18 protein-coding genes are annotated in these 18,769 nt (G+C 59.8%); 10 read left to right on the top strand and 8 right to left on the bottom strand.

The genetic code is table 11. From position 1 onward, the window contains the following. Positions 1-67: 67 nt before the first annotated feature. Entirely contained in the window at positions 68-2,071 is a 2,004-nt protein-coding gene (locus B9A19_RS08430) for a DEAD/DEAH box helicase (protein WP_084090344.1), read from the top strand. Positions 2,072-2,220: 149 nt separating this feature from the next. After that, on the top strand, positions 2,221-2,598 hold the full coding sequence (locus tag B9A19_RS08425) for a VanZ family protein (RefSeq protein ID WP_217807015.1): 378 nt from the start codon (positions 2,221-2,223) through the stop codon (positions 2,596-2,598). Between the two features lie 10 nt (positions 2,599-2,608). Here B9A19_RS08425 and B9A19_RS08420 read toward each other — a convergent pair whose 3' ends face one another. Next, positions 2,609-2,944 carry a YkgJ family cysteine cluster protein gene (locus B9A19_RS08420; protein WP_176216852.1) on the bottom strand — a complete coding sequence of 112 codons (336 nt, stop codon included), beginning with the start codon at positions 2,942-2,944 and terminating at the stop codon, positions 2,609-2,611. Positions 2,945-3,044: 100 nt separating this feature from the next. On the opposite strand from B9A19_RS08420, the gene B9A19_RS08415 reads away from it, so the two are divergent. Next, positions 3,045-3,545, top strand: coding sequence for a GNAT family N-acetyltransferase (locus B9A19_RS08415; protein WP_176216851.1), 501 nt, complete (start codon positions 3,045-3,047; stop codon positions 3,543-3,545). Between the two features lie 29 nt (positions 3,546-3,574). Beyond that, entirely contained in the window at positions 3,575-4,753 is a 1,179-nt protein-coding gene (locus B9A19_RS08410) for a DUF2863 family protein (protein WP_084090342.1), read from the top strand. Positions 4,754-4,817: 64 nt separating this feature from the next. On the opposite strand, the gene nagZ is transcribed toward B9A19_RS08410, so the two are convergent. Continuing rightward, a complete protein-coding gene (gene nagZ, locus B9A19_RS08405) occupies positions 4,818-6,365 on the bottom strand; it encodes a beta-N-acetylhexosaminidase (RefSeq protein WP_084090341.1) in 1,548 nt (515 codons plus the stop codon). A 166-nt stretch (positions 6,366-6,531) separates the two neighbouring features. Here nagZ and B9A19_RS08400 point away from each other — a divergent pair, with 166 nt between their 5' ends. Continuing rightward, a complete protein-coding gene (locus tag B9A19_RS08400) occupies positions 6,532-7,434 on the top strand; it encodes a helix-turn-helix transcriptional regulator (protein WP_084090340.1) in 903 nt (300 codons plus the stop codon). Positions 7,435-7,455: 21 nt separating this feature from the next. Here B9A19_RS08400 and B9A19_RS08395 read toward each other — a convergent pair whose 3' ends face one another. Then, positions 7,456-7,791, bottom strand: a complete 336-nt coding sequence (locus B9A19_RS08395) for a c-type cytochrome (protein ID WP_084090339.1) — start codon at positions 7,789-7,791, stop codon at positions 7,456-7,458. Between the two features lie 132 nt (positions 7,792-7,923). Between B9A19_RS08395 and B9A19_RS08390 the strand changes: the two genes are divergently transcribed. From B9A19_RS08390 to torT, 5 genes are all read left to right on the top strand, one after another. Next, the gene (locus B9A19_RS08390) at positions 7,924-9,159 is read left to right on the top strand and encodes a lipoprotein-releasing ABC transporter permease subunit (RefSeq protein WP_084090338.1); all 1,236 of its coding nucleotides are present in this window, start codon (positions 7,924-7,926) and stop codon (positions 9,157-9,159) included. Next, on the top strand, positions 9,152-9,850 hold the full coding sequence (gene lolD, locus B9A19_RS08385; RefSeq protein WP_084090337.1) for a lipoprotein-releasing ABC transporter ATP-binding protein LolD: 699 nt from the start codon (positions 9,152-9,154) through the stop codon (positions 9,848-9,850). The genes B9A19_RS08390 and lolD overlap by 8 nt, the downstream gene beginning before the upstream one ends. A 7-nt stretch (positions 9,851-9,857) precedes the next feature. After that, the gene (locus B9A19_RS08380; RefSeq protein ID WP_084090336.1) at positions 9,858-10,748 is read left to right on the top strand and encodes a histone deacetylase family protein; all 891 of its coding nucleotides are present in this window, start codon (positions 9,858-9,860) and stop codon (positions 10,746-10,748) included. Positions 10,749-10,832: 84 nt separating this feature from the next. Next, complete coding sequence (locus B9A19_RS08375) at positions 10,833-11,663, top strand: transporter substrate-binding domain-containing protein (protein WP_084090335.1); 831 nt, start codon at positions 10,833-10,835, stop codon at positions 11,661-11,663. A 408-nt stretch (positions 11,664-12,071) separates the two neighbouring features. Next, positions 12,072-13,115: a TMAO reductase system periplasmic protein TorT gene (torT, locus tag B9A19_RS08370; RefSeq protein ID WP_217807014.1), complete on the top strand. Its 1,044-nt coding sequence runs from the start codon at positions 12,072-12,074 to the stop codon at positions 13,113-13,115. Between the two features lie 207 nt (positions 13,116-13,322). Here the strand turns inward: torT and B9A19_RS22080 are convergent, their stop codons facing one another. The 5 genes from B9A19_RS22080 to B9A19_RS08355 all read right to left on the bottom strand — a co-directional run bounded on the left by B9A19_RS22080 (position 13,323) and on the right by B9A19_RS08355 (position 18,758). Continuing rightward, on the bottom strand, positions 13,323-13,733 hold the full coding sequence (locus B9A19_RS22080; RefSeq protein WP_139798738.1) for a hypothetical protein: 411 nt from the start codon (positions 13,731-13,733) through the stop codon (positions 13,323-13,325). Positions 13,734-13,883: 150 nt separating this feature from the next. Then, complete coding sequence (locus tag B9A19_RS08365) at positions 13,884-14,366, bottom strand: type II secretion system protein GspG (RefSeq protein ID WP_084090334.1); 483 nt, start codon at positions 14,364-14,366, stop codon at positions 13,884-13,886. Positions 14,367-14,479: 113 nt separating this feature from the next. Next, positions 14,480-15,328, bottom strand: a complete 849-nt coding sequence (locus B9A19_RS08360; RefSeq protein ID WP_084090333.1) for an REP-associated tyrosine transposase — start codon at positions 15,326-15,328, stop codon at positions 14,480-14,482. A 163-nt stretch (positions 15,329-15,491) separates the two neighbouring features. Continuing rightward, complete coding sequence (locus B9A19_RS22075) at positions 15,492-15,854, bottom strand: hypothetical protein (protein WP_139798737.1); 363 nt, start codon at positions 15,852-15,854, stop codon at positions 15,492-15,494. Between the two features lie 3 nt (positions 15,855-15,857). Continuing rightward, positions 15,858-18,758 (bottom strand): RHS repeat-associated core domain-containing protein, encoded by a 2,901-nt coding sequence (locus B9A19_RS08355; protein WP_176216850.1) that lies wholly within the window; start codon positions 18,756-18,758, stop codon positions 15,858-15,860. Positions 18,759-18,769: the final 11 nt, after the last annotated feature.

The following is an 18,769-nucleotide window of genomic DNA, read 5'->3' as shown; positions in this document are numbered from 1 at the left end:
TTTGCCATGGGTTTCCTGCCGGTTTTTTCTCGGCTTCGCTTGCGGCCTTACTTGCAAGGAATGCACGATGTCCCACATTGAAAACAACGACAACGCTAACGTAACCAAGCTCGACGCCGTCGTCGCCAGCGTGATTGAAACCGCTGCCGCTGAAACCGCCGCTGCAGACGCTGCACCGGTCGAAAACGGCTTTGCCGCACTGGGCCTCGCTGATGATCTGGTAGCCGACGTGGCTCGCCAGGGCATCACCACCCCGACCCCGATCCAGGCGCAAGCCATCCCCGTCATTCTCGAAGGCCATGACCTGCTGGCTTCGGCGCAAACCGGCACCGGCAAGACCGCGGCCTTCCTGCTGCCGGCCATCCAGAAGCTGGCCAAGCCGGCCGTGCACCACAGCCGTGGCCCGCGCGTGTTGGTACTGACCCCGACACGTGAACTGGCCGAGCAGGTTGCCAAGGTGGCGACCCAGTTCGTGCGCCGCATTCCGCGTTGCAAGGTCGTTGCTGTTGTTGGCGGCGTGCCCTACCCGGTACAACACAAGCAACTGGCCCAGCCGTTTGAAGTGCTGGTTGCCACCCCGGGCCGCCTGATGGACCTGATGCGCGGTGGTCGTATCGACTTCCGTCGCCTGGAACTGCTGGTGCTGGACGAAGCCGACCGCATGTTGGACATGGGCTTCATCGACGACATCAACACCATCGTTGCCGAACTGCCGGCTGAACGCCAGACCGCACTGTTCTCGGCCACGCTGTCCGAAACCATCCAGCGTTTCGCGCTGCCGATGATGCGCGACCCGAAGAAGGTCGAGCTGGCTGCCACCGGCACTCCGACCGAAAGCGTCGAGCAATCGATCCACTTTGCCGATGGCTACGAGCACAAGCAAAAGCTGACTGAAGCCCTGATCAAGGCCGCTCCGGGCACCCAAGCCATCGTGTTCACCGCCACCAAGGTGGACGCTGACTCGGTGGCCGACTACCTGCGCATGCAAAGCGTGCGCGCCGATGCCCTGCACGGCGACCTGCAACAGCGCGTGCGCACCAAGGTGCTGAACCGCCTGCGTCACAATGAAATCGACGTAATCGTGGCCACCGACGTGGCCGCACGCGGTATCGACGTGGCCGGTATTGGCCTCGTCATCAACTTCGACCTGCCGAAGTTTGCCGAAGACTACGTGCACCGCATTGGTCGTACCGGTCGCGCTGGTCGTGAAGGCCGTGCCGTGTCGCTGGTAGGCAAGAACGACTTCCATCTGCTGACCAAGATCCGTCGCCGCTACAACATTGCGCCGGCTACCCTGGCAGTGGAAGGCCTGGAAGCTCGCTTTAACCCGTCTGACCGTGGCCCGCGTGAAGGCGGCGGTTTCCGTGGCGGTCGCAGTGGCGGCTTTGGTGGCGGCCAGCGTGATGGCGGCGGCTACCGCGGCAACCGTGACGGCCAAAGCCGTGGCGGTTTCGGCGGCGGTCGTTCGGAGGGTGGCTATCAAGGCGCCCGCCCGGAAGGTCAACGCGATTTCAACCGCGATGGCGAACGCAGCTTCAAGCCGCGTGAAGATCGTGGCAATTTTGGTGGCGAGCGCAGCTTTGGCGGCGACCGCCCGCAACGCAGCGAGCGTCCGTTCGGTGATCGCGGCCAGCAACGCAGCTTCGGCGATCGTTCGTTTGGCGACCGCAACGGTGGCGAACGCTCCTTCGGTGACCGTGCCGCAGGTGGCGAGCGCTCCTTCGGCGATCGCGGCAATGGCGCCGAACGCAACTCTGGTGATCGTGGCAATCGCAGCTTTGGCGGCGGTGATCGTCCGCAGCGCAGCTTCGGTGATCGCGAGCAGCGTGGCGAGCGCAGCTTTGCCGACCGCGCCCCGCGCAGCTTTGGTGAAGGCCAGCGCGAACGCAGCTTCGGCAACCGTGAAGGTGGCAGTGGCGAACGTCGCTTCGGCGGCGAACAACGCCGCGAGGGTGGCTTTGGCGAGCGCCGCGAAGGCGGTTTCGGCCAGGGCGAACGCACCCGCAGCTTTGGTGACCGCGCAGAGCGTGGCCAGCCCAGCGGCGAGCGCCCGGCACGCAAGTTCCGCTAAGTCGTCCCCGACTTGAGAAGGCCCGGCCAAGCCGGGCTTTTTCATGCCTGCACGGCAAAAATTACGTTCCGGCAAGCAAATGGAAAGCACTCAACAAGGCTACAATCCGGCCTGCCGTTTGCCATACCCTCATCATCAAGGATAAACCGTTGCGCCTTTTGTTTACCTCCAGCAACCGCAGCACCCGTGCTATCTGGTGGGGGCTGCTTGCCTGCTGCGCCATCAGCGTACTGGTGCTTGCGCTGATTCCGGCGCAGGAATCACCCAGCACCGGTTGGGACAAGAGCAATCACTTGCTGGCCTTTGCCACGCTGACCTGGCTGGGCTGGCGCGCGTTTCCGCAGCGCGGCTGGCTCGTCGTCCTTGGCCTGATCGGCTTTGGCGGCCTGATCGAAATCCTGCAATGGTTTACTCCAGACCGCTCGGCAGAGTGGGCCGATCTGGCGGCCGACAGCGTCGCGGTTGTGCTGGTCTCACTGCTGGAGCTGGCTTACGCGCAATTGCAACGGCTGCGCCAGACCATCTGAGCGCCTGCAGCTACTCGGCATCCACCTGCAGCGGCGGCAAGCCGTGCCGCGCCCGCGCGCGGTTGCAGGCGGCCGAGAACACGCCGATTTCGGCCAGCGGGGCAAACTCGCGACACGGATTTGGCCGCTCGCGATAGATGCCGCAGCCCACCTGCTTGCCAATCTCGCCCATCAGCGCAATGCAGCGCGGCTGCGCATAATCGGTACCGCGCAAGCGCCAGGTGCGCCCCGATTCCGGGTCGGCCAGGCTGTCGGGCACACTGCCCCCTTCCGATTGCAACTCGGATTCATCAAAGCTCACGCGAAATGCCGCGCAGCACGCGCCACAGGAAAGACAGGGGTTCATACATGGGCCCAGCATCAAGACCCCGGCATTTTACCGCCTTGCCCGGGCGGGCCGAAGCCGCTATGCTGCCACCTCGCCACAATCAAGCCAAGCTACTGTTTTGAAACATGATTCAATCACGGTGCGCAATGCCACCGTTGACGACCTGCCCCACCTCACCCGCATTCAATCTGCCTGCTACCCCACCGAATACCTTGAAGCGACAGGCACTTTCGAGCGCAAGCTGCAGCTTTCGCCCGATTCGCACTGGTTGATCGAATGCGATGGCGTCGCCATGGGTTACTTTCTGACCCATCCGTGGGCAGGCAATGCCCCACCCGCGCTTGATCATGCCACCCTGACCCTGCCCGAACAGGCTGATTGCCACTTTCTGCACGATCTGGCGCTGCATCCTGCCGCCCGCGGCCAAGGGCTGGCGCCACGCCTGATCGAGGCTGCGCTGCAGTGGGGCCGTGCGCACGGCCTGCCGCGCACCATGCTGGTGGCGGTGCAAGGCTCGGTACCGTTCTGGGAGCGCTGGGGCTTTGCCTGCATCGGTAACGCTGCCGCCTATGGTGATGGCGCGGCATTGATGCAGCGCGCCGATGCCTTGTCAGGGTAGAATAAGCAATTGACCGACTGGAGTCCGCCATGCTGAAACGCAACCGCCCTGCCCGCCGCGGCCGCACCACCGCCGATGAGAACGAGCTGCTGCGGCTTGCCAATGGACTGGCCGATTCGTCCAGTCGGGTGGAAGACCTCTTCTGGGAGGCACAACTGCACCACAAGATTGCCAACCTGATCGCCGAGCGCGAGGAAGACGTGCTCAACAGCGCGCTGGACGCCGTATCGCAAGGCGATGGCCGTGCCTACGAGGCGCTGGCGGACATGATCGAAGGCGCCTGCGAAACCACGCGCATCATGGTCGATGGCCAGCCGTGGGATGCGCTGTTGATCTCCGCGCCGGCACTGGCCTGGTCGCGCTGGCAAATCGGTGGCGGCAGCATTAGCCCGGATACGCTCAAGAATCTCAAGGTACAGCTGGGCGCACATGTACTGGCTGCTGGTGCCCGTGTAGCGTTGGCAGATTTCCTGTTCAGCCCGGACCAGCTGCCACGCGGCTTTGTGCCGACCGCAGAATTGACCCAGACACTGGCCGAAGCCGCCATCGCCAACCAGAACCTGGGCGTGGATGCCCGCAGCTTGCCAGAGACCAAGGCATTCCTTGCCGATACGCGCTATCTGCTGGGCGTGGTAGCTGCACCCACCGGGCAGGCAATGTTCCGCTGGCAGGAAGAAGACGGCGACCGCATGCAGGCGCTGGAGCAATGGCAGAAACAGGGCGGCGCCGTCATGCAAGGGCTGCTGGCCGGGTCTGCATTCGAGTTTGCCATGCCGGGTGCCTATCACAGTGCGTGGCGCCAGTCCGACCGCCTGTCGCGCGGCTACTCCATCCAGGCCACGGTGGCTTATCTGACCATCGCACTGGGCATAGAGCCACGCCAGTTGCAGGCCGTCGTCGGCCAGTTCCACGGCACCCAGCTTGAGGAATACCGCGTCGGCTTCAGCAAGTATGGTGAAGATGCCGTGCTGCACGGCGTGGTCTGGCCGCTGCTGGACGGCGAAGACGAGCACACCGATTGCGTAGCCGAAATCGAAGCCATCCTCAAGGAAATCGGTGTCACCGCCATCCACGTGCACGACCAGGATTTTCCGCTGGAATACTGCGACGATTGCGGCAGCCCCTTCTATCCCAACCTCGATGGTGAATTGCTGCACGTCGGCATGCCCGAAGAAGAAGAGAACACCCAGCCGACCACGCTGCACTAAGCCTGCCGGCTCCAAAGAAAACAGCCCGCATCAGCGGGCTGTTTTTCCATCAGCGCGGCGTCGATCAGCCTTCCCGCTTGCCCAGCAGATGCTCCAGCACTGGCGCCAGTGCGGCCGGGCGGTTGCCGAAGGCTGCCAGCCTGCCCTGCACACGCGGCGCCAGATCAAGGTCATACGGCAAGCGCCCCGCCACCAGCCAGGTGCGATCAACGGGCAGCGCCGCCAGCAGCGCCTGCTGGCTGCTGAACAGCACTGCGTTATAGCTCTGCAGTACGATCTGCTCGGCCTGCTTTGCCAATGCAGCGATACGGGCGACGTCTTCGTTCCTGGCATTCGGCTCCAGCACTGCTTCGCTCACGCTCAAGCCGGCATCCAGCAAGCCCGGCAGCAAGGAGCCGCGCTCCTCCTTGTTCTTGCCCAGTGCAACCTCATCGATTTCGGTGTGGGTGTGCACCTCCAGCGTGATCAGCAGCACGGACTTGCCGGTATCCAGCGGGCGGAATGCACCGACCAGCTGCACGGCATCGGCCTGTACGCGGGCGGCCAGTGCCAACGCATCGGGTGTGCGCAAGCCGGCGGGCGGCAGCGGCAGGCTGCGCCAATCCTGCATGGCAGGCTTTTGCTTGAGCGCGTGAATGCGCCGGGTGGCCGTGACGATCTGATCTGCATCCAGCCTGCCCTGCCGGGCTGCGGCATACAGCGCTTCGGCCGCCGCTGTCTGGCGATGCGGCAAGTGCGATACCAGCACCATGTCCGCACCGGCCAGCACGGAAAGCACGGCGCCTTCGGCAATGCCGATGCCTTCGGCAATCGGCGCCATTTCCAGGCAGTCGGTCAGCACCAGGCCGTCAAAACCCAGTTCGTCACGCAGCAGGCCGGTCAGCACTGCACGCGATAAAGTAGCAGGCACGCTGGTATCCGGTTCGATGGCCGGGAAGACTACATGCGCGGTCATCATCGAATCGACGCCGGCAGCAATCGCAGCCTTGAACGGCGCCAGCTCCACCGCATCCAGCCGTGCCTTGTCGTGCGGCACCACCGGCAGTGCATAGTGGGAATCGGCAGCGGTATCGCCATGGCCGGGGAAGTGCTTGGCCATCACGCCGATGCCGGCATCCTGCATGCCACGCATGGCCGCCAGGCCATAGCGGTTGACCGTTGCTACATCCTCGCCAAAAGCGCGCACGCCGATCACCGGATTCAGCGGATTGTTGTTGATGTCCAGATCCGGCGCCAGATTCAGGTTAATGCCCATCTGGCGCAACTCGTCCGCACCGATGCGCGACAAGGCCACGCAATCGTCCACCGAGCCAACAGCCTGATACGCCATGGCAGACGGCAGCGGGGTGACGCCTTCTTCGATGCGCATCACCATGCCGCCTTCCTGGTCGATGCCGATCAACAAAGGCTGATCGCTCACCTCGGCATTGATTTCCTGCAGACGGCGACACATCGCGGCCACCTGTGCCGGCGTATCGATATTGCGGCGAAACAGGATCACGCCGCCAATATGGTAGCGGCGAATCATCTGTTCGATATGTGCATTGACCTCATAGCCTTCAAAACCGACCATCAGCAATTGGCCCACGGCACGGCGCAGCGCTTCGGACATGACCTCTCCTCATTTATCCATTGATAACAGCTCTCTAGCCGCAAGCTGCCGGCACGGGCACTTGTCATGCTGGCAACCAGTCTAGAAGAGGCATGACGGCTGCGGAATGTCGCACGCTCACGTATGATTTGTCCTGGAATAACATTCAGCCTTGGCAAGGGCCTGCATGCCACAGATCTATCAGGAGCGTTTCGAGCTGGGCGATGCCACGCAGCAACGGCTGGTAGGTGCGCAACTCAGCCATCAGGCGTCCTACCCGCCGATGTGGGACCGGGGCATCTTCATGTGCGGCATCAGCGAAGCCGGCGGTACGCTGGAAATCGAGCGCATCGACGCGCCTTTCCATGTGCTGCTGTTCACGCGGCAAGGCCAGGGCGAGCTGTTCGAGGGCGAGCAACGCTGGTACACCGGCCCGGATACAATTGCGGTCCTGCCCTCGGGTGGGCAGCGCGGTTTTCGCCACAGCGGCAGCGAGCCATGGCTATACGCCTGGGTGCTGCTCAGCGCGGTATCGCGCTGGCAAGGGCTGGCCCGGCCCCGCTGCAGTGTGCACGCCAGCCCGGACTGCGTGGCGCTGAATGAAGCTGTGGCGCTGTTCCATACCGAGGCCGAACGCTTTGACCGGCAGCCGGGCAGCGATCTGGCCCAGCCGGCGCTGGAACTGCTGGTGCTGGCACTGGAACGCGCGCTGCAGCCACTGCGCGAACATGCAGGCTGGCCACGCACCTTGCTGGCACTGTTTGACCACATCGGCGCCCGCTTGCAGCAAGACTGGCCTAACGAGCGCATGGCCGAGCAGGTCGGCATCACGCCCAATCACCTGCACCGGCTGTGCGTACAGCATTTTGGCGTGGCGCCGGCGCGTTATCTGTTTCAGCTACGCATGCAGCATGCGCGCGAGCTGTTGTTGCATGGGCAAAGCGTCAGCGCCGTGGCCAATGCGGTTGCCTATCGCGAGGTGGCCAGTTTCTCGCGCCAGTTTGCCCGCCATTTCGGCTTCAGCCCCAGCCAGACGCTGCCGCGCTTCAATCAACGCCTGGTGGTACCTGCTGCAGGGCCGCAGGCCTGATATCGCGGCGCGCCGCCCAGGTCAGTGCACGCCGGAGTGATCCAGCAGATAGTCCACCGCCGCCTTTACTTCATCATCGCTCAGCTTGGCATTGCCGCCACGCGCCGGCATGACGAAGTAGCCGGTATAGCCGTTGATGGCATTGCGGTAGAGGGCTGCGCGCCCCTCACCCATGCGGTCCTGCCACGCTGCATGGTCACCGAGTAGCGGCGCGCCATCGACACCGGGCGGCAAATGACAGGCAGCGCAGCTGGCCTTGACCACCCGCTCCCCCACGGGCACTGGCGCATCCGCAGCACGGGCAGTCAGCGCCAGCAGCCCGGCGCAGACGATGAGCAGACAACAGAAATGGTTCATCTTGTTCTCCGTGGCGAAAATGCGGGCAGCAACCCCACTTCAGCTCATTCTATCCAGTATGGGTGCGATTGCCATCACGGCAGCAGCAGCCCGGCATGGTAGACTGCGGGCCTGTCGATACTGATCTTCCCCATGTACGAACTGTTGATTGGCTTGCGCTACACGCGCGCCAAGCGCCGCAACGGCTACATCTCCTTCATGTCCTTTGCTTCCATTGCCGGCATCATGCTGGGCGTGGCGGCATTGATTGTCGTGCTGTCGGTCATGAATGGCTTCCAGCAGGAGGTGCGCAACCGCATCCTCGGCATGGCGGCGCATATCCAGATCACCGGCAACGACAATGTGCTGGCCGATTGGCCAAGCACCGCCCGCATCGCCAGCAAGAACCAGCATGTGCTTGCTGCGGCCCCTTATGTATATGGCCAGGGACTGCTGGCCAATGGCAGTCAGGTCAAAGGCGTGCTGATGCGCGGCGTGGACCCGCAGCGCGAACCACAAGTGAGCGAGGTGGCCAACCACATGCTGGCTGGTTCGCTGAACGACCTGCACCCCGGCGAATTCGGCACCGTCATCGGCTGGCAGATGGCCAACGAACTGGGCGTGCGCCAGGGCGACAAGATCACGCTGATCACCCCGCAAGGCCAGGTAACGCCGGCCGGGCTGATCCCGCGCTTCCGCCAGTTCACCATTGTCGGCATCTTCCGCGCCGACTATTACCCCTACGATGCCGGCTTGGCGCTGATCGAAATCTCCGACGCGCAAAAACTGTTCCGCACCGGCAGCGCCGTATCCGGCCTGCGCTTGAAGATCGACGACCTGTTCCAGGCCCGCCTGGTGGCGCGCGAGATCAACCGCGACATGCCCGATCAGTTCGTCAGCGACTGGTCACAAGAGAACCCGACCTATTTCCGCGCAGTGGAAATCGAAAAACGCATGATGTTCATCATCCTGCTCATCATCGTGATGGTGGCGGTGTTCAACCTGATCTCCACGCTGGTGATGCTGGTGACCGACAAGCAGGCTGATATCGCCATTCTGCGCACCTTGGGCGCCACGCCTGGCTCGATCATGAAAATCTTCGTCATCCAGGGCGCGCTGTCCGGCTTTATCGGCACCCTCAGCGGTGTGGTGTTCGGCCTGCTGGTGGCGTTCAATATCGGCACCATCGTGCCCTTCATCGAACGCCTGATCGGCGTGCGCTTCCTGGCCAGCGATGTTTATCTGATCACCGAGCTGCCGTCGCGTGTGCAGGGCAGCGACGTGACCACGATTGCCATCATTTCGCTGCTGCTGTCGCTGGCCGCCACCATTTACCCCAGCTGGCGGGCCAGCCGCATCAATCCGGCGGAGGCGCTGCGTTATGAGTAATGCACAGCAAGCAACCGGCGCGGTGCTGTACGCGCGCGGGCTGGCCAAGACTTATCAGGCCGGCAAGCTGGAAACACCGGTCCTCAGCGATATCGACTTCAAGCTTGATGCGGGCCAGACAGTGGCGATTGTCGGTGCCTCCGGCTCGGGCAAATCCACCTTGCTGCATTTGCTGGGCGGGCTGGATGCCCCCAGCGCGGGCAAGGTCAGCATTGCCGGCGTCGATGCCTTTGCACTGGGTGATGCCGCACGCGGCGCACTGCGCAACCGCCACCTGGGTTTTGTGTACCAGTTTCACCACCTGCTACCCGAATTCAGTGCGCAGGAAAACGTGGCCATGCCATTGCTGATCCGCCGTGAGCCACGCCAGGCCGCCTTTGCCACCGCCGCAGCCATGCTGGAGCGGGTGGGCCTTGGCCACCGGCTTGAGCACAAGCCCGGCGAACTGTCTGGTGGTGAACGGCAGCGCGCCGCCATTGCCCGCGCCCTGGTTACACATCCTGACTGCGTGCTGGCCGACGAACCCACCGGCAACCTGGATCGCCATACCGCCGATACGGTATTCGCGCTGATGATGGAGCTGAACCGCGAAATCGGCACCAGCTTTGTCATCGTCACCCACGACACCGAGCTGGCTGCGCGTTGCGAGCGTGTTTTCCACCTTGCCGACGGCAGGCTGCAACCGGCCTGAGCTGCCGATGCAGATTTTCCGCACCGATCAGCACCCGCTGCCCCTGCCGGCTGGCCACCGCTTCCCGGCAGAAAAGTACCGGCTGCTGCGCGAGGCGGTCGAGGCCTTCGCACCCCATCTCATCGTCGATGCGCCGGCGGCCAGCGATGCCGAGCTGCTGCACGCCCACACCGCCGACTATATCGCCCGCCTGAATGCCGGCGCGCTCAGCGCTGCCGAGGAGCGCGCCATTGGCCTGCCTTGGTCGGCCGAGCTGGTCACCCGTTCGCGCTACTCTACCGGCGCCACCCTCGCTGCCTGCCGCACCGCACTGCAGCAAGGTTGTGGCGTCTCGCTGGCTGGCGGCACCCACCATGCGTATGCCGAGCGTGGCAGCGGCTTTTGCGTGTTCAACGACAGCGCGGTAGCCCTCCGGGTGTTGCATGCCGAAGGCGTGATCAATCGTGCACTGGTGCTGGATCTGGACGTGCATCAAGGCAACGGCACGGCAGCCATGCTGGCTGATGCACCCGAGCTGTTCACTTTTTCCATGCACGGGCAGAACAACTTTCCGTTCCAGAAAGAGCACAGCGACTGGGACATCGAGCTGGCCGACGGCACCGGCGATGCCGACTACCTCGCCACCCTGGCCGGCGCACTGCCCAGGCTGCTTGAGCTGGCCCGGCCCGACCTCATCATCTATCTGGCCGGTGCCGATCCCTACGCCGGCGACCGTCTGGGCAAACTCTCCCTCAGCATGGATGGCCTGGCACAACGCGATGCCATGGTGCTGGATGCCTGCACCCGCTTTGGCCTGCCCGTTGCCATCACCATGGGCGGTGGCTATGCCACACCGATCAGCGATACGGTGCAAATCCAGACGCAGACCGTTCGGCAGGCGTGGGCGCGTTTCGGTTGAGCAGCTTGTAAGCTTTCAGCATGAGCGGTTGCTGGAGGGGAAGCCATGCGCAAGCTGTTATTGGCATGCTGGTGCTGTTTGTGCATGAGTGTGGCCACGGCAGACACCATTGTTTATCCACGCCATCAAGCCACGCACGACCCGCAACTCGACTACGTGCTGGCCGTGCTCAAGCTGGCGGTGCAAAAGTCCGGCAAGCGCTACACCCTGCGGCAATCCGACATCATCATGGTGCAAAGTCGCGCCATTGAAGAGCTTGCGCGCAGCAACGGCAGCATCGACATCATCTGGACCATGACCGATGCCGACCGGGAAACCCGCCTGCTGCCCATCCGCATCCCCATCGACAAGGGATTGATCGGCTGGCGCATCGCCCTGCTGCCGCCCGGCCGGGGCGAATTATTCAGCCGCGTCCAAACCCGGCAAGACCTCAAACCCTACACCGCCGGTCAGATGCATGACTGGCCCGATACCCGCATCCTGCGCGACAGTGGTCTGAAGGTGGAGACCAGCAGCAGCTATGAAGCGCTGTTCAAGCAGCTGGCCACCGGGCGCTTTGACTACTTTCCACGCTCAGTGCTCGAAATCAGCCAGGAGCTGGCCAGCCACGCCGAACTCGAACTCGCACTGGAACAGCATATCGTGATCGAATATCCGGCCGCATTTTACTTCTTTGTCAGCCGGCAAAGACCGCAACTGGCGGCCGATCTGCAGCGCGGGCTGGAAGCCGCCATAAGCGACGGCAGCTTCGATCGCCTCTTCCATCGCCAGTTCGACCCGGTATTGAAACAGCTGCAGCTGGAAAAACGTACCCGCATCCATCTGGAAAACGCGTGGCTGCCAGACAGTGCGCCGCTCAATCGGCAAGAGCTATGGTTTGCCATGCCTGCACCAGCACCTGCACTACAGCGGTAGGCGCATGGGTAGACCCTGGCGGCGCCCGCAAACCGGGTGCCGCCAATAAAATCTGGTTTAGCGGTGGGGCCTTACAATGATCGGTACACGGAGTAATTGCCGCGGGATGCCTCGCATATCCCCTGTACGACGACGGTCGCATATATAGACACACGGTGCTTTTCATTCCTCCTGCCACACTCTATATTGCGAGCGACTTCAATTGAATGCCCTCAATAAGCAAGCCGTGCGTTTGCCTAAAAATTGACCCGCTGTTTGCGCAATAATATGAAAAAACAAAAGACTGTCGAAGCATTTGCAAGGATCAAATGCAACACCATGCTGGCATTCTGCGTGCTGGCAGGCCTTGTGTCGGCGTCGCCCTGCGCCGCCCAACCCATCCCCGCAGTACAATCTTATGATCGCATCGTGGGGTTCTCGATCTATCCGCCACTGAAACCCAACGGTACTGCAGATGATGCGCTGAACACCGGCCAGGTAAAGCCCAGCTATTTCGGCATGGCCGAGCGCGCCAGTAAGCCGTGGCGCATTGCCTTTCTTTTTCCGCACATCAAGGACCCCTACTGGGTGGGCTGCGACTATGGCGTGATGACCGAGGCAAAACGCCTGGGCATCGCCGCGGACATATACGTGGCCGATGGTTATGACGACCTGAAAGGTCAGCTCAGAAAAATGAACGAGCTGATTACCGAGAAATACGATGCCATCGTTGTATCCCCGATAGACCTGGTAGCAAACAACCCATCGATTGCCAAAGCACGCGCGCAGGGCATTCCGGTATTCGAGCTGGCCAATGACAGCACCAGCGACGATTTCAATATCAAGGTCACCACCTCGTTGCGCGGCATGGGCGAGGAAGCCATGCGCTGGATCATTCGCGATGCGCAAAAACGCGGATTGAAGAGCATCAATATCGGCCTGCTGCCCGGGCCGCAAGGCGCTGGCTGGGTAACCGGCGAAGTGGAAGGCACCCAGGCTGCCGCCAAAAAAGCCCCGCTGGATATTCATATCCTCGCCATAAAATACGGTGATAGCGGCCGTATACCGCAATCACAACTGGCCGAGCAATTAATCAATGCACATGGCAAAAAACTGGATTACATCCTGGGCTGCACCGGCTGCGCACCGGCCGCCAGCGCCAGGCTCAAGGACGCCGGCCTGGATAAAAAAATCAAGGTAGTGGCTTATGATCTAACCCGAGAAATCGCCAACCTGATCAAAACAGGCGATATCGCCGCCTCTGCCGACACCAAGGCGGTCAGCCAGGCCAGAGTAGTCACCAGCGCTGTAGTAAACCACCTGGAAAAACGCACTGCGCAATCACCGCACACCATATTGATCAAACTCGATATGGTGGACCCCGCCAATTACGCGCACTACAAATTCGACACCAGCATTGCGCCGGATGATTTTGTGCCGGTATTTTCTTATAACCCGGCAGAGGATAAATAGCACCAGAAAGCGAGATATTTTGCAGCTGATTTTTCGTCGGCCAATCCCATTGCATAACTACATGCAGGGGGATGCTCAATGTCTAGTCCCTGACCATTACTAGCGACGAAGACGGCAGGGGGACTGGTCAGCGCAGGTGCAGGAGCGGGAAGAGCGGAGATTGCTCTAACCAAACAGTATTGAGACCTGACTCCGGATTTTTTTACCTTATTGTGGCAGTATTATTTTCTTCAGATTTCCCCCACATCCTGCAGAAGAATAATTTTCGACCAAATTTAAAAAAACCTTGAGATTTATCCTGTCTCGCCGCCTATTTATATAACCATCAGCATCAACCAACATTGATGCACTCCCTTCTCTAACAAGAGCGCGCACCCTCAATTTTGAGAATTTTCCAGGCCCTTTACGAGAAAGCGACTGCATTTCATTTATCAAGCCATTTTTATTTAAATCACAAATAACTGTTGGCTTCTCTATCAAGTCAGAAACCGAAATTGGCTTGTACGTCTCAATACCAAAAGAAACAATCCGAACACCCCCTGCAATAGACTGCCCACATAAAGTCACCGCTACAAATAGGGCTATTTTAAATTTTCTAATCATTTTCCGCACATTCATTTAAGCAGAGTTCCGGGGTCACAGAGTTCCGGGGTCAGGTCTCAATACTGTTTGGTTAGACGTTTTTCTTCATATCAAATCAGCCTGCGGCGATATTTTTGATTGGCTTTCTTGACCTAACCAAATAGTATTGGTATCTAATCCCGTTTTTTAACCCCATTTTTTTCTTAGAAATTTAGTGATAAAAAACACGACAATCAAGGCAGAGAAAATAAATAATAAAATAGCCTCACCTATTATAAGTATATTCCATCCGTCCCCAGGCAAATGGGGCTTAATATCATCGCCACCACCATTATCATCAACCCCATTCTCCCCAACAGAATATAAGATGAACGTACCTTTGTTAAAGCGATATATGACAGGCCTACCATTTAAATCTTGAAAGTCTACATCACTTAAAACGTACGGCCCCTTCCACTTCATGTCATGGCGCAAATTAGACTTCAAACAATCCAGTCCGCATCCCGCATTTGGATAGCAACCAAAATCGGCCCTAAATTTTTCAAGGCCATCTACAATTTTATCAAGATTGTATCGCTCTGCCTCATGCTCACTCTTACTTCCATATACGAATGAGGAAGCAAGAAGAGTCAAAAATATCACCGACAAAAATTTATTTATCACGACCATCCCTCACCTTCTTAAAGTCAGGCCATAAATTTTTGTTCATTTCATCTGCTTTTTTATAGAGTTCCGGGGTCACAGGAGTTCCCAAGAGTTCCGGGGTCACATCAGTTCTGGGGTCATGTCTTGCAATCATACATTTCCGCCGCCTTGATCGCCCGACTGACCGTGGCGTAGTGCACGCCGAAGTGAATCGCGATCTCCTGCATGGTGTAATCGCCAGTCCGGTAGGCTGCTACCATGCCCTGTTTTCGGTTTTCATGGCGTGAGTAATGATCAAGCGGCTGAGCCAGGGGCCGGCGCTGCGCTCGTGGTACTTCCTTGAGTGGCTCGCTGTCGATCAGCGCGGCCATGCGCGCGGCGAATTCGGGTGAGCCGAGAAAGATTTGCCCCACAAGCCGATCCCACAGGCTGGGCAAACCCACGCCGCGTCGGACGAAATCGGCATACGCAGCCATGGCGTTGTGGCGCCGCGTTCCGAATTGCCCCAGTAACCAAGCGGTTTGCAGCCAATCCGGCGCCAACGTTTCACCCACCATGCACAGATAGCTGCTCCATGGCCAGGATTCGGGCAAGGCCACCATGCCGGCACGCACGGGATTGAGCACCACATAGCGGCTCAGTTCCAGCAAATAGCCCTCTTTCTCGACCAGTATGGCTTTGTAGCGCCCCTGGAATACATGCCCTACACGGCGATGGCGGCGATTGACATGCTGCGTATACACACCGTTGAGCTGCCGCATGCCCTGCGCCAGATTACCTTCGGGCGTTTCAACAACCAGATGGTAATGGTTGCTCATCTGGCACCAGGCATGGATGACCCAGTTGTGCCGCTGGCACACCTGCCCCAGCAAGGTCAGCCACGCTTGCCGATCGGTATCGTCAAAGTAAATATCCTCGCGCCGATCACCGCGGGAAGTGACGTGATAGAGACCGCCAGAAAGTTCGATGCGCAGAGGTCGAGCCATACCAACAAGCTAGGAAACAAAATGTTGGATTGCAAGACCTGACCCCGGATTTCTGACCCCGGATTTCCGCGGTATCTGACCCCGGATTTTTCTACCGGATTTTTAGGTCAGACTGGGGTGAAATGCATGACCCCGAAGTCCTGGTGGGAACTGACTCTGAAGTTCAATCAGCCATTTCCCCATTTATTATTGCACGATAAGGAATTGGGGGTTTCCTAAGAAAGCTTACCTCCCCCATCATACGTTTTTCGCTATCCGCAAAAAAATACCGCACATGCTGATATCCTGCCGCCATCAGCAATTTCTGAACATTACTCAATTGTTCAAGCGATGTCGAGCTCTCAATAATTACATACGTTTCTGGAAATTTTCTCGAACGCTCATAAAGCTCATCGCCGAGCCGCTCCCATTTGACACTCCTCCCTTCTAGATAGTAAGCATGCCCATCCAGCCGAATACTGAGCACTGACTCAGCACGGGCAAATGAAACAAGAAGTAAAGCCAAAAATGGAAGCAAATTTTTCATATATCAATCACCTGTGTATCTTCTATAACGAGTTTCTGGCTGATTTTCAAACTGACCAGAAACATTATAAACTGCATCCCCATGAGCACTAATATTTAGTACTGTGTTGTTCGTTCCTTGAACCATCAACCCCGTATGTCCAGAGTAAGCCGTACCGCCTCCATTTAACTTATACGCGGCAACATCTCCCGGGAGCGGGCTTTCACTTGGCAGCAACATTCTCCAATTGGGTATTTTCGTCCTAGAATCTGCCCACTCTGCTGCCATTGGGGGCCTCCCATTTATTACTGGAGTTGCATCAGCACTCTTGGCCATGTCAAACACAAATTTATTGCATTTATTAGAGTTGATTGGAAAATTGTCTTTTTTTCTATCGTAAGCCCAGTCTTGACTACCATTATTCCTTCGTGCATTTTCATCAATTGCCTTTCTTTTCCTCAAATTTGAGGCGCTCCCCTCTTCTAGACCATAAAAATCGCTAGATACCAGTGGGGTCGAGTTTACATAAGCATATGTGGAATGACTCCCGCCATTAAGCCCAATCGGATCACTCTCAACATACCTACCCGTCGCCGGATCATAATCCCGGAAGTAGTTATAGAAGTGCCCGCTCTCAACATCATAGTACTGACCCGGGAAGCGCAGGTTGTAGGCAAATGTCGTACCGCTGTTGCTCGGGTCCTGGTTTGGCAGGGTGTCGCCAAACGCTTCGCTGTCCCAGCGCCACACCAGCTGGTTGTTGGCTGCGGCGGTGATCTGGCGCGGGGTGCCGAGGTGGTCGGCCCAGACGTAGTAGGTGCTGGGGTTTTGCGGGTCGGCGCTCGGTTTGATGACTGCAATCGGCGTGTCACCCAACCAGATGGTTTCCTGGATGGCGCTACCGTTGGCCTGGTACTCGCCCAGCAGGTGGCCGGCTTCGTCGTAGACGTAGCGCAGCGTGCCGTTGCCATTGGTCTTTTGCAGCCGTTGGCCCAGTGCGTTGTAGCTGTACTGGGTGATGGCAGCGCCACGTTGCAGCTGGATCAGGCGGCCGGCGTTGTTGTAGGTGTTGACCATGCCGGCGTCGTTGGCGCGGTTGCCGCTGGCGTCGTAGCTGTAGCTGTTGGCGTTGCTGCCGGTGGTGTTCAGCAGTTTGTTGCTGTTGGCGTCGTGGAGGTAATCGGTGTTGCTGGCGCCGTGGTTTTCGTTGGTGCGGCTGCCGTTACCGTCGTAGCTGTAGTTGCGGGTAACGCCAATGGTGGTGCCTTGAACAAGGCGGCCGAGTTCGTCGTAACCATAGGCTTGGCTCAGGCTGTCGTGGCTGGTATCGGTGATGCTGCTGATGTTGCCGACGTTGTCGTAGCCATGGGTGACGATGGTGTCGCCTGATGTGGCACCGGCAATGCGGCCATTGAGGTCGGCTGCCCTGCCCCAGAGCTGGCCGTTACCCCAGGTCCAGCTTTGCGCGCCGATGCTGTTGCTCCAGGCGATGTTGCTGATGAGGTTTTTGCCGTTCAGCTGTACGGCGCTGATGGCGCCGTTGGTCCACACATAGCTGATGGTGGCGCCAGAGGGGTAAGTGATGCTGGTAAGGGTGTTGTTGTTGCCCCAGCCATAGCCGACCTTCTGGATCAAGCTGGCGCCGCTGACGGTGGCGGTACGGCTGACCTGGGTGATGTGGCCCAGGGCATCGTAGCTGTAGCTGGTGCTGCCGTCGGCATCGCTGAAGCTGCCCAGGCGGCCAACACCGTTGAGGGCAGTGTCGTAGCTGAAGGTGTGAGTCTGATCACCGTAGGCGATGGTCTTGATGCGGCCGAGGTTGTCATAACCGTAGCTGGCGGTCTTGTTGCGTGCATCGGTCTTGCTGGCGGTGCGGCCGGCAGCATCCGGCGTGTAGCTGGTGGTGCCGGTATCGGGGCTGATCAGCTGGCGCAGGTTGTCCAGACCATCGTAAACGTAGGTGGTGGTGAAGCCTTCCGGGTCTTTGACGCTGACGAGGTGATCGTTGGCATCGTAACCCAGTGTGGTGAGCTTGCCCTTGGCATCGGTAATGGTTTTGAGGCGGTTCAGCGCATCGTAGGTGTACTTGGTAACCCGGTTATAGGCGTCCGTCCGCTTGGTGCGGTTGCCATTGGCATCATATTCAAAGGCGGTGACATAGCCCTTGGCATCCATGACCGTCTTCACGCGGCCCAAGGCATCATAGGTGTAGAAGCTGCTGATGATCGGGGCGTGGGTGGGCAGCACTACCGGAATGGGGGTGCTGGTCGGGGTCGGGGTTGCCGTAGGCTGTGGCGTAGCCGTCGGCAAGGGCGTTGGTGTTGCAGTGGGTAGCGGCGTCGGTGTTGCAGTCGGCAACGGGGTCGGTGTTGCCGTTGGCAGCGGCGTGGGTGTCGCTGTCGGTACCGGCGTGCTGGTCGGCTTCGGCGTGGGCGTTGCCGTTGGCACCGGGGTGCCGGTGGGTTTCGGCGTCGGTGTTGCTGTCGGCACCGGGGTGCTGGTGGGCTTGGGCGTCGGGGTTGCCGTTGGCACCGGGGTGCTGGTGGGCTTCGGCGTCGGTGTTGCCGTCGGCACCGGGGTGCTGGTGGGCTTCGGTGTGGGGGATGCAGTGGGTGCCGGTGTTGCAGTCGGCACAGGTGTGCCGGTGGGGGCCGGCCCGATATAGGTCCACAACGACGGCGTAGCAGCAGGGTTCCAGCCGGCGCCGACATAATCGGTCTGGTTCACGGTGGCCTGGTACAGCCCACCGTTATAGGTGACCTGCTGGCCGGCGGTGTAGGTGCCGCCCTCCTGCCAGGCTATGGGGGCGGTGGCCCCGTTGGCAATATAGGCGGTGGCGCCAAACAACAGCCCGGCCAGCAAGGCCGCAGCCGTGGTGCGGCCCAGTTGGTGCGCCAGCAGGCGCGGCGAAGAACGCTTGTGCATGTATCAGGTCT

This window comes from Andreprevotia lacus DSM 23236, from assembly GCF_900176275.1.
Lineage (GTDB): Bacteria > Pseudomonadota > Gammaproteobacteria > Burkholderiales > Chitinibacteraceae > Andreprevotia > Andreprevotia lacus.
Note: the sequence above shows the minus strand (reverse complement) of the source record. Positions and strands in the feature narration are given on the sequence as shown.

What these genes read in the sequence shown, in the direction of transcription:
- B9A19_RS08430 (WP_084090344.1), top strand. Translation starts at nt 68, where the DNA reads ATGTCCCACATTGAAAACAACGACAACGCTAACGTAACCAAGCTCGAC.
- B9A19_RS08420 (WP_176216852.1), bottom strand. Translation starts at nt 2,944, where the DNA reads ATGAACCCCTGTCTTTCCTGTGGCGCGTGCTGCGCGGCATTTCGCGTG.
- B9A19_RS08410 (WP_084090342.1), top strand. Translation starts at nt 3,575, where the DNA reads ATGCTGAAACGCAACCGCCCTGCCCGCCGCGGCCGCACCACCGCCGAT.
- nagZ (WP_084090341.1), bottom strand. Translation starts at nt 6,365, where the DNA reads ATGTCCGAAGCGCTGCGCCGTGCCGTGGGCCAATTGCTGATGGTCGGT.
- B9A19_RS08400 (WP_084090340.1), top strand. Translation starts at nt 6,532, where the DNA reads ATGCCACAGATCTATCAGGAGCGTTTCGAGCTGGGCGATGCCACGCAG.
- B9A19_RS08395 (WP_084090339.1), bottom strand. Translation starts at nt 7,791, where the DNA reads ATGAACCATTTCTGTTGTCTGCTCATCGTCTGCGCCGGGCTGCTGGCG.
- B9A19_RS08390 (WP_084090338.1), top strand. Translation starts at nt 7,924, where the DNA reads ATGTACGAACTGTTGATTGGCTTGCGCTACACGCGCGCCAAGCGCCGC.
- lolD (WP_084090337.1), top strand. Translation starts at nt 9,152, where the DNA reads ATGAGTAATGCACAGCAAGCAACCGGCGCGGTGCTGTACGCGCGCGGG.
- B9A19_RS08380 (WP_084090336.1), top strand. Translation starts at nt 9,858, where the DNA reads ATGCAGATTTTCCGCACCGATCAGCACCCGCTGCCCCTGCCGGCTGGC.
- B9A19_RS08375 (WP_084090335.1), top strand. Translation starts at nt 10,833, where the DNA reads ATGAGTGTGGCCACGGCAGACACCATTGTTTATCCACGCCATCAAGCC.
- B9A19_RS22080 (WP_139798738.1), bottom strand. Translation starts at nt 13,733, where the DNA reads ATGAATGTGCGGAAAATGATTAGAAAATTTAAAATAGCCCTATTTGTA.
- B9A19_RS08365 (WP_084090334.1), bottom strand. Translation starts at nt 14,366, where the DNA reads ATGGTCGTGATAAATAAATTTTTGTCGGTGATATTTTTGACTCTTCTT.
- B9A19_RS08360 (WP_084090333.1), bottom strand. Translation starts at nt 15,328, where the DNA reads ATGGCTCGACCTCTGCGCATCGAACTTTCTGGCGGTCTCTATCACGTC.
- B9A19_RS22075 (WP_139798737.1), bottom strand. Translation starts at nt 15,854, where the DNA reads ATGAAAAATTTGCTTCCATTTTTGGCTTTACTTCTTGTTTCATTTGCC.
- B9A19_RS08355 (WP_176216850.1), bottom strand. Translation starts at nt 18,758, where the DNA reads ATGCACAAGCGTTCTTCGCCGCGCCTGCTGGCGCACCAACTGGGCCGC.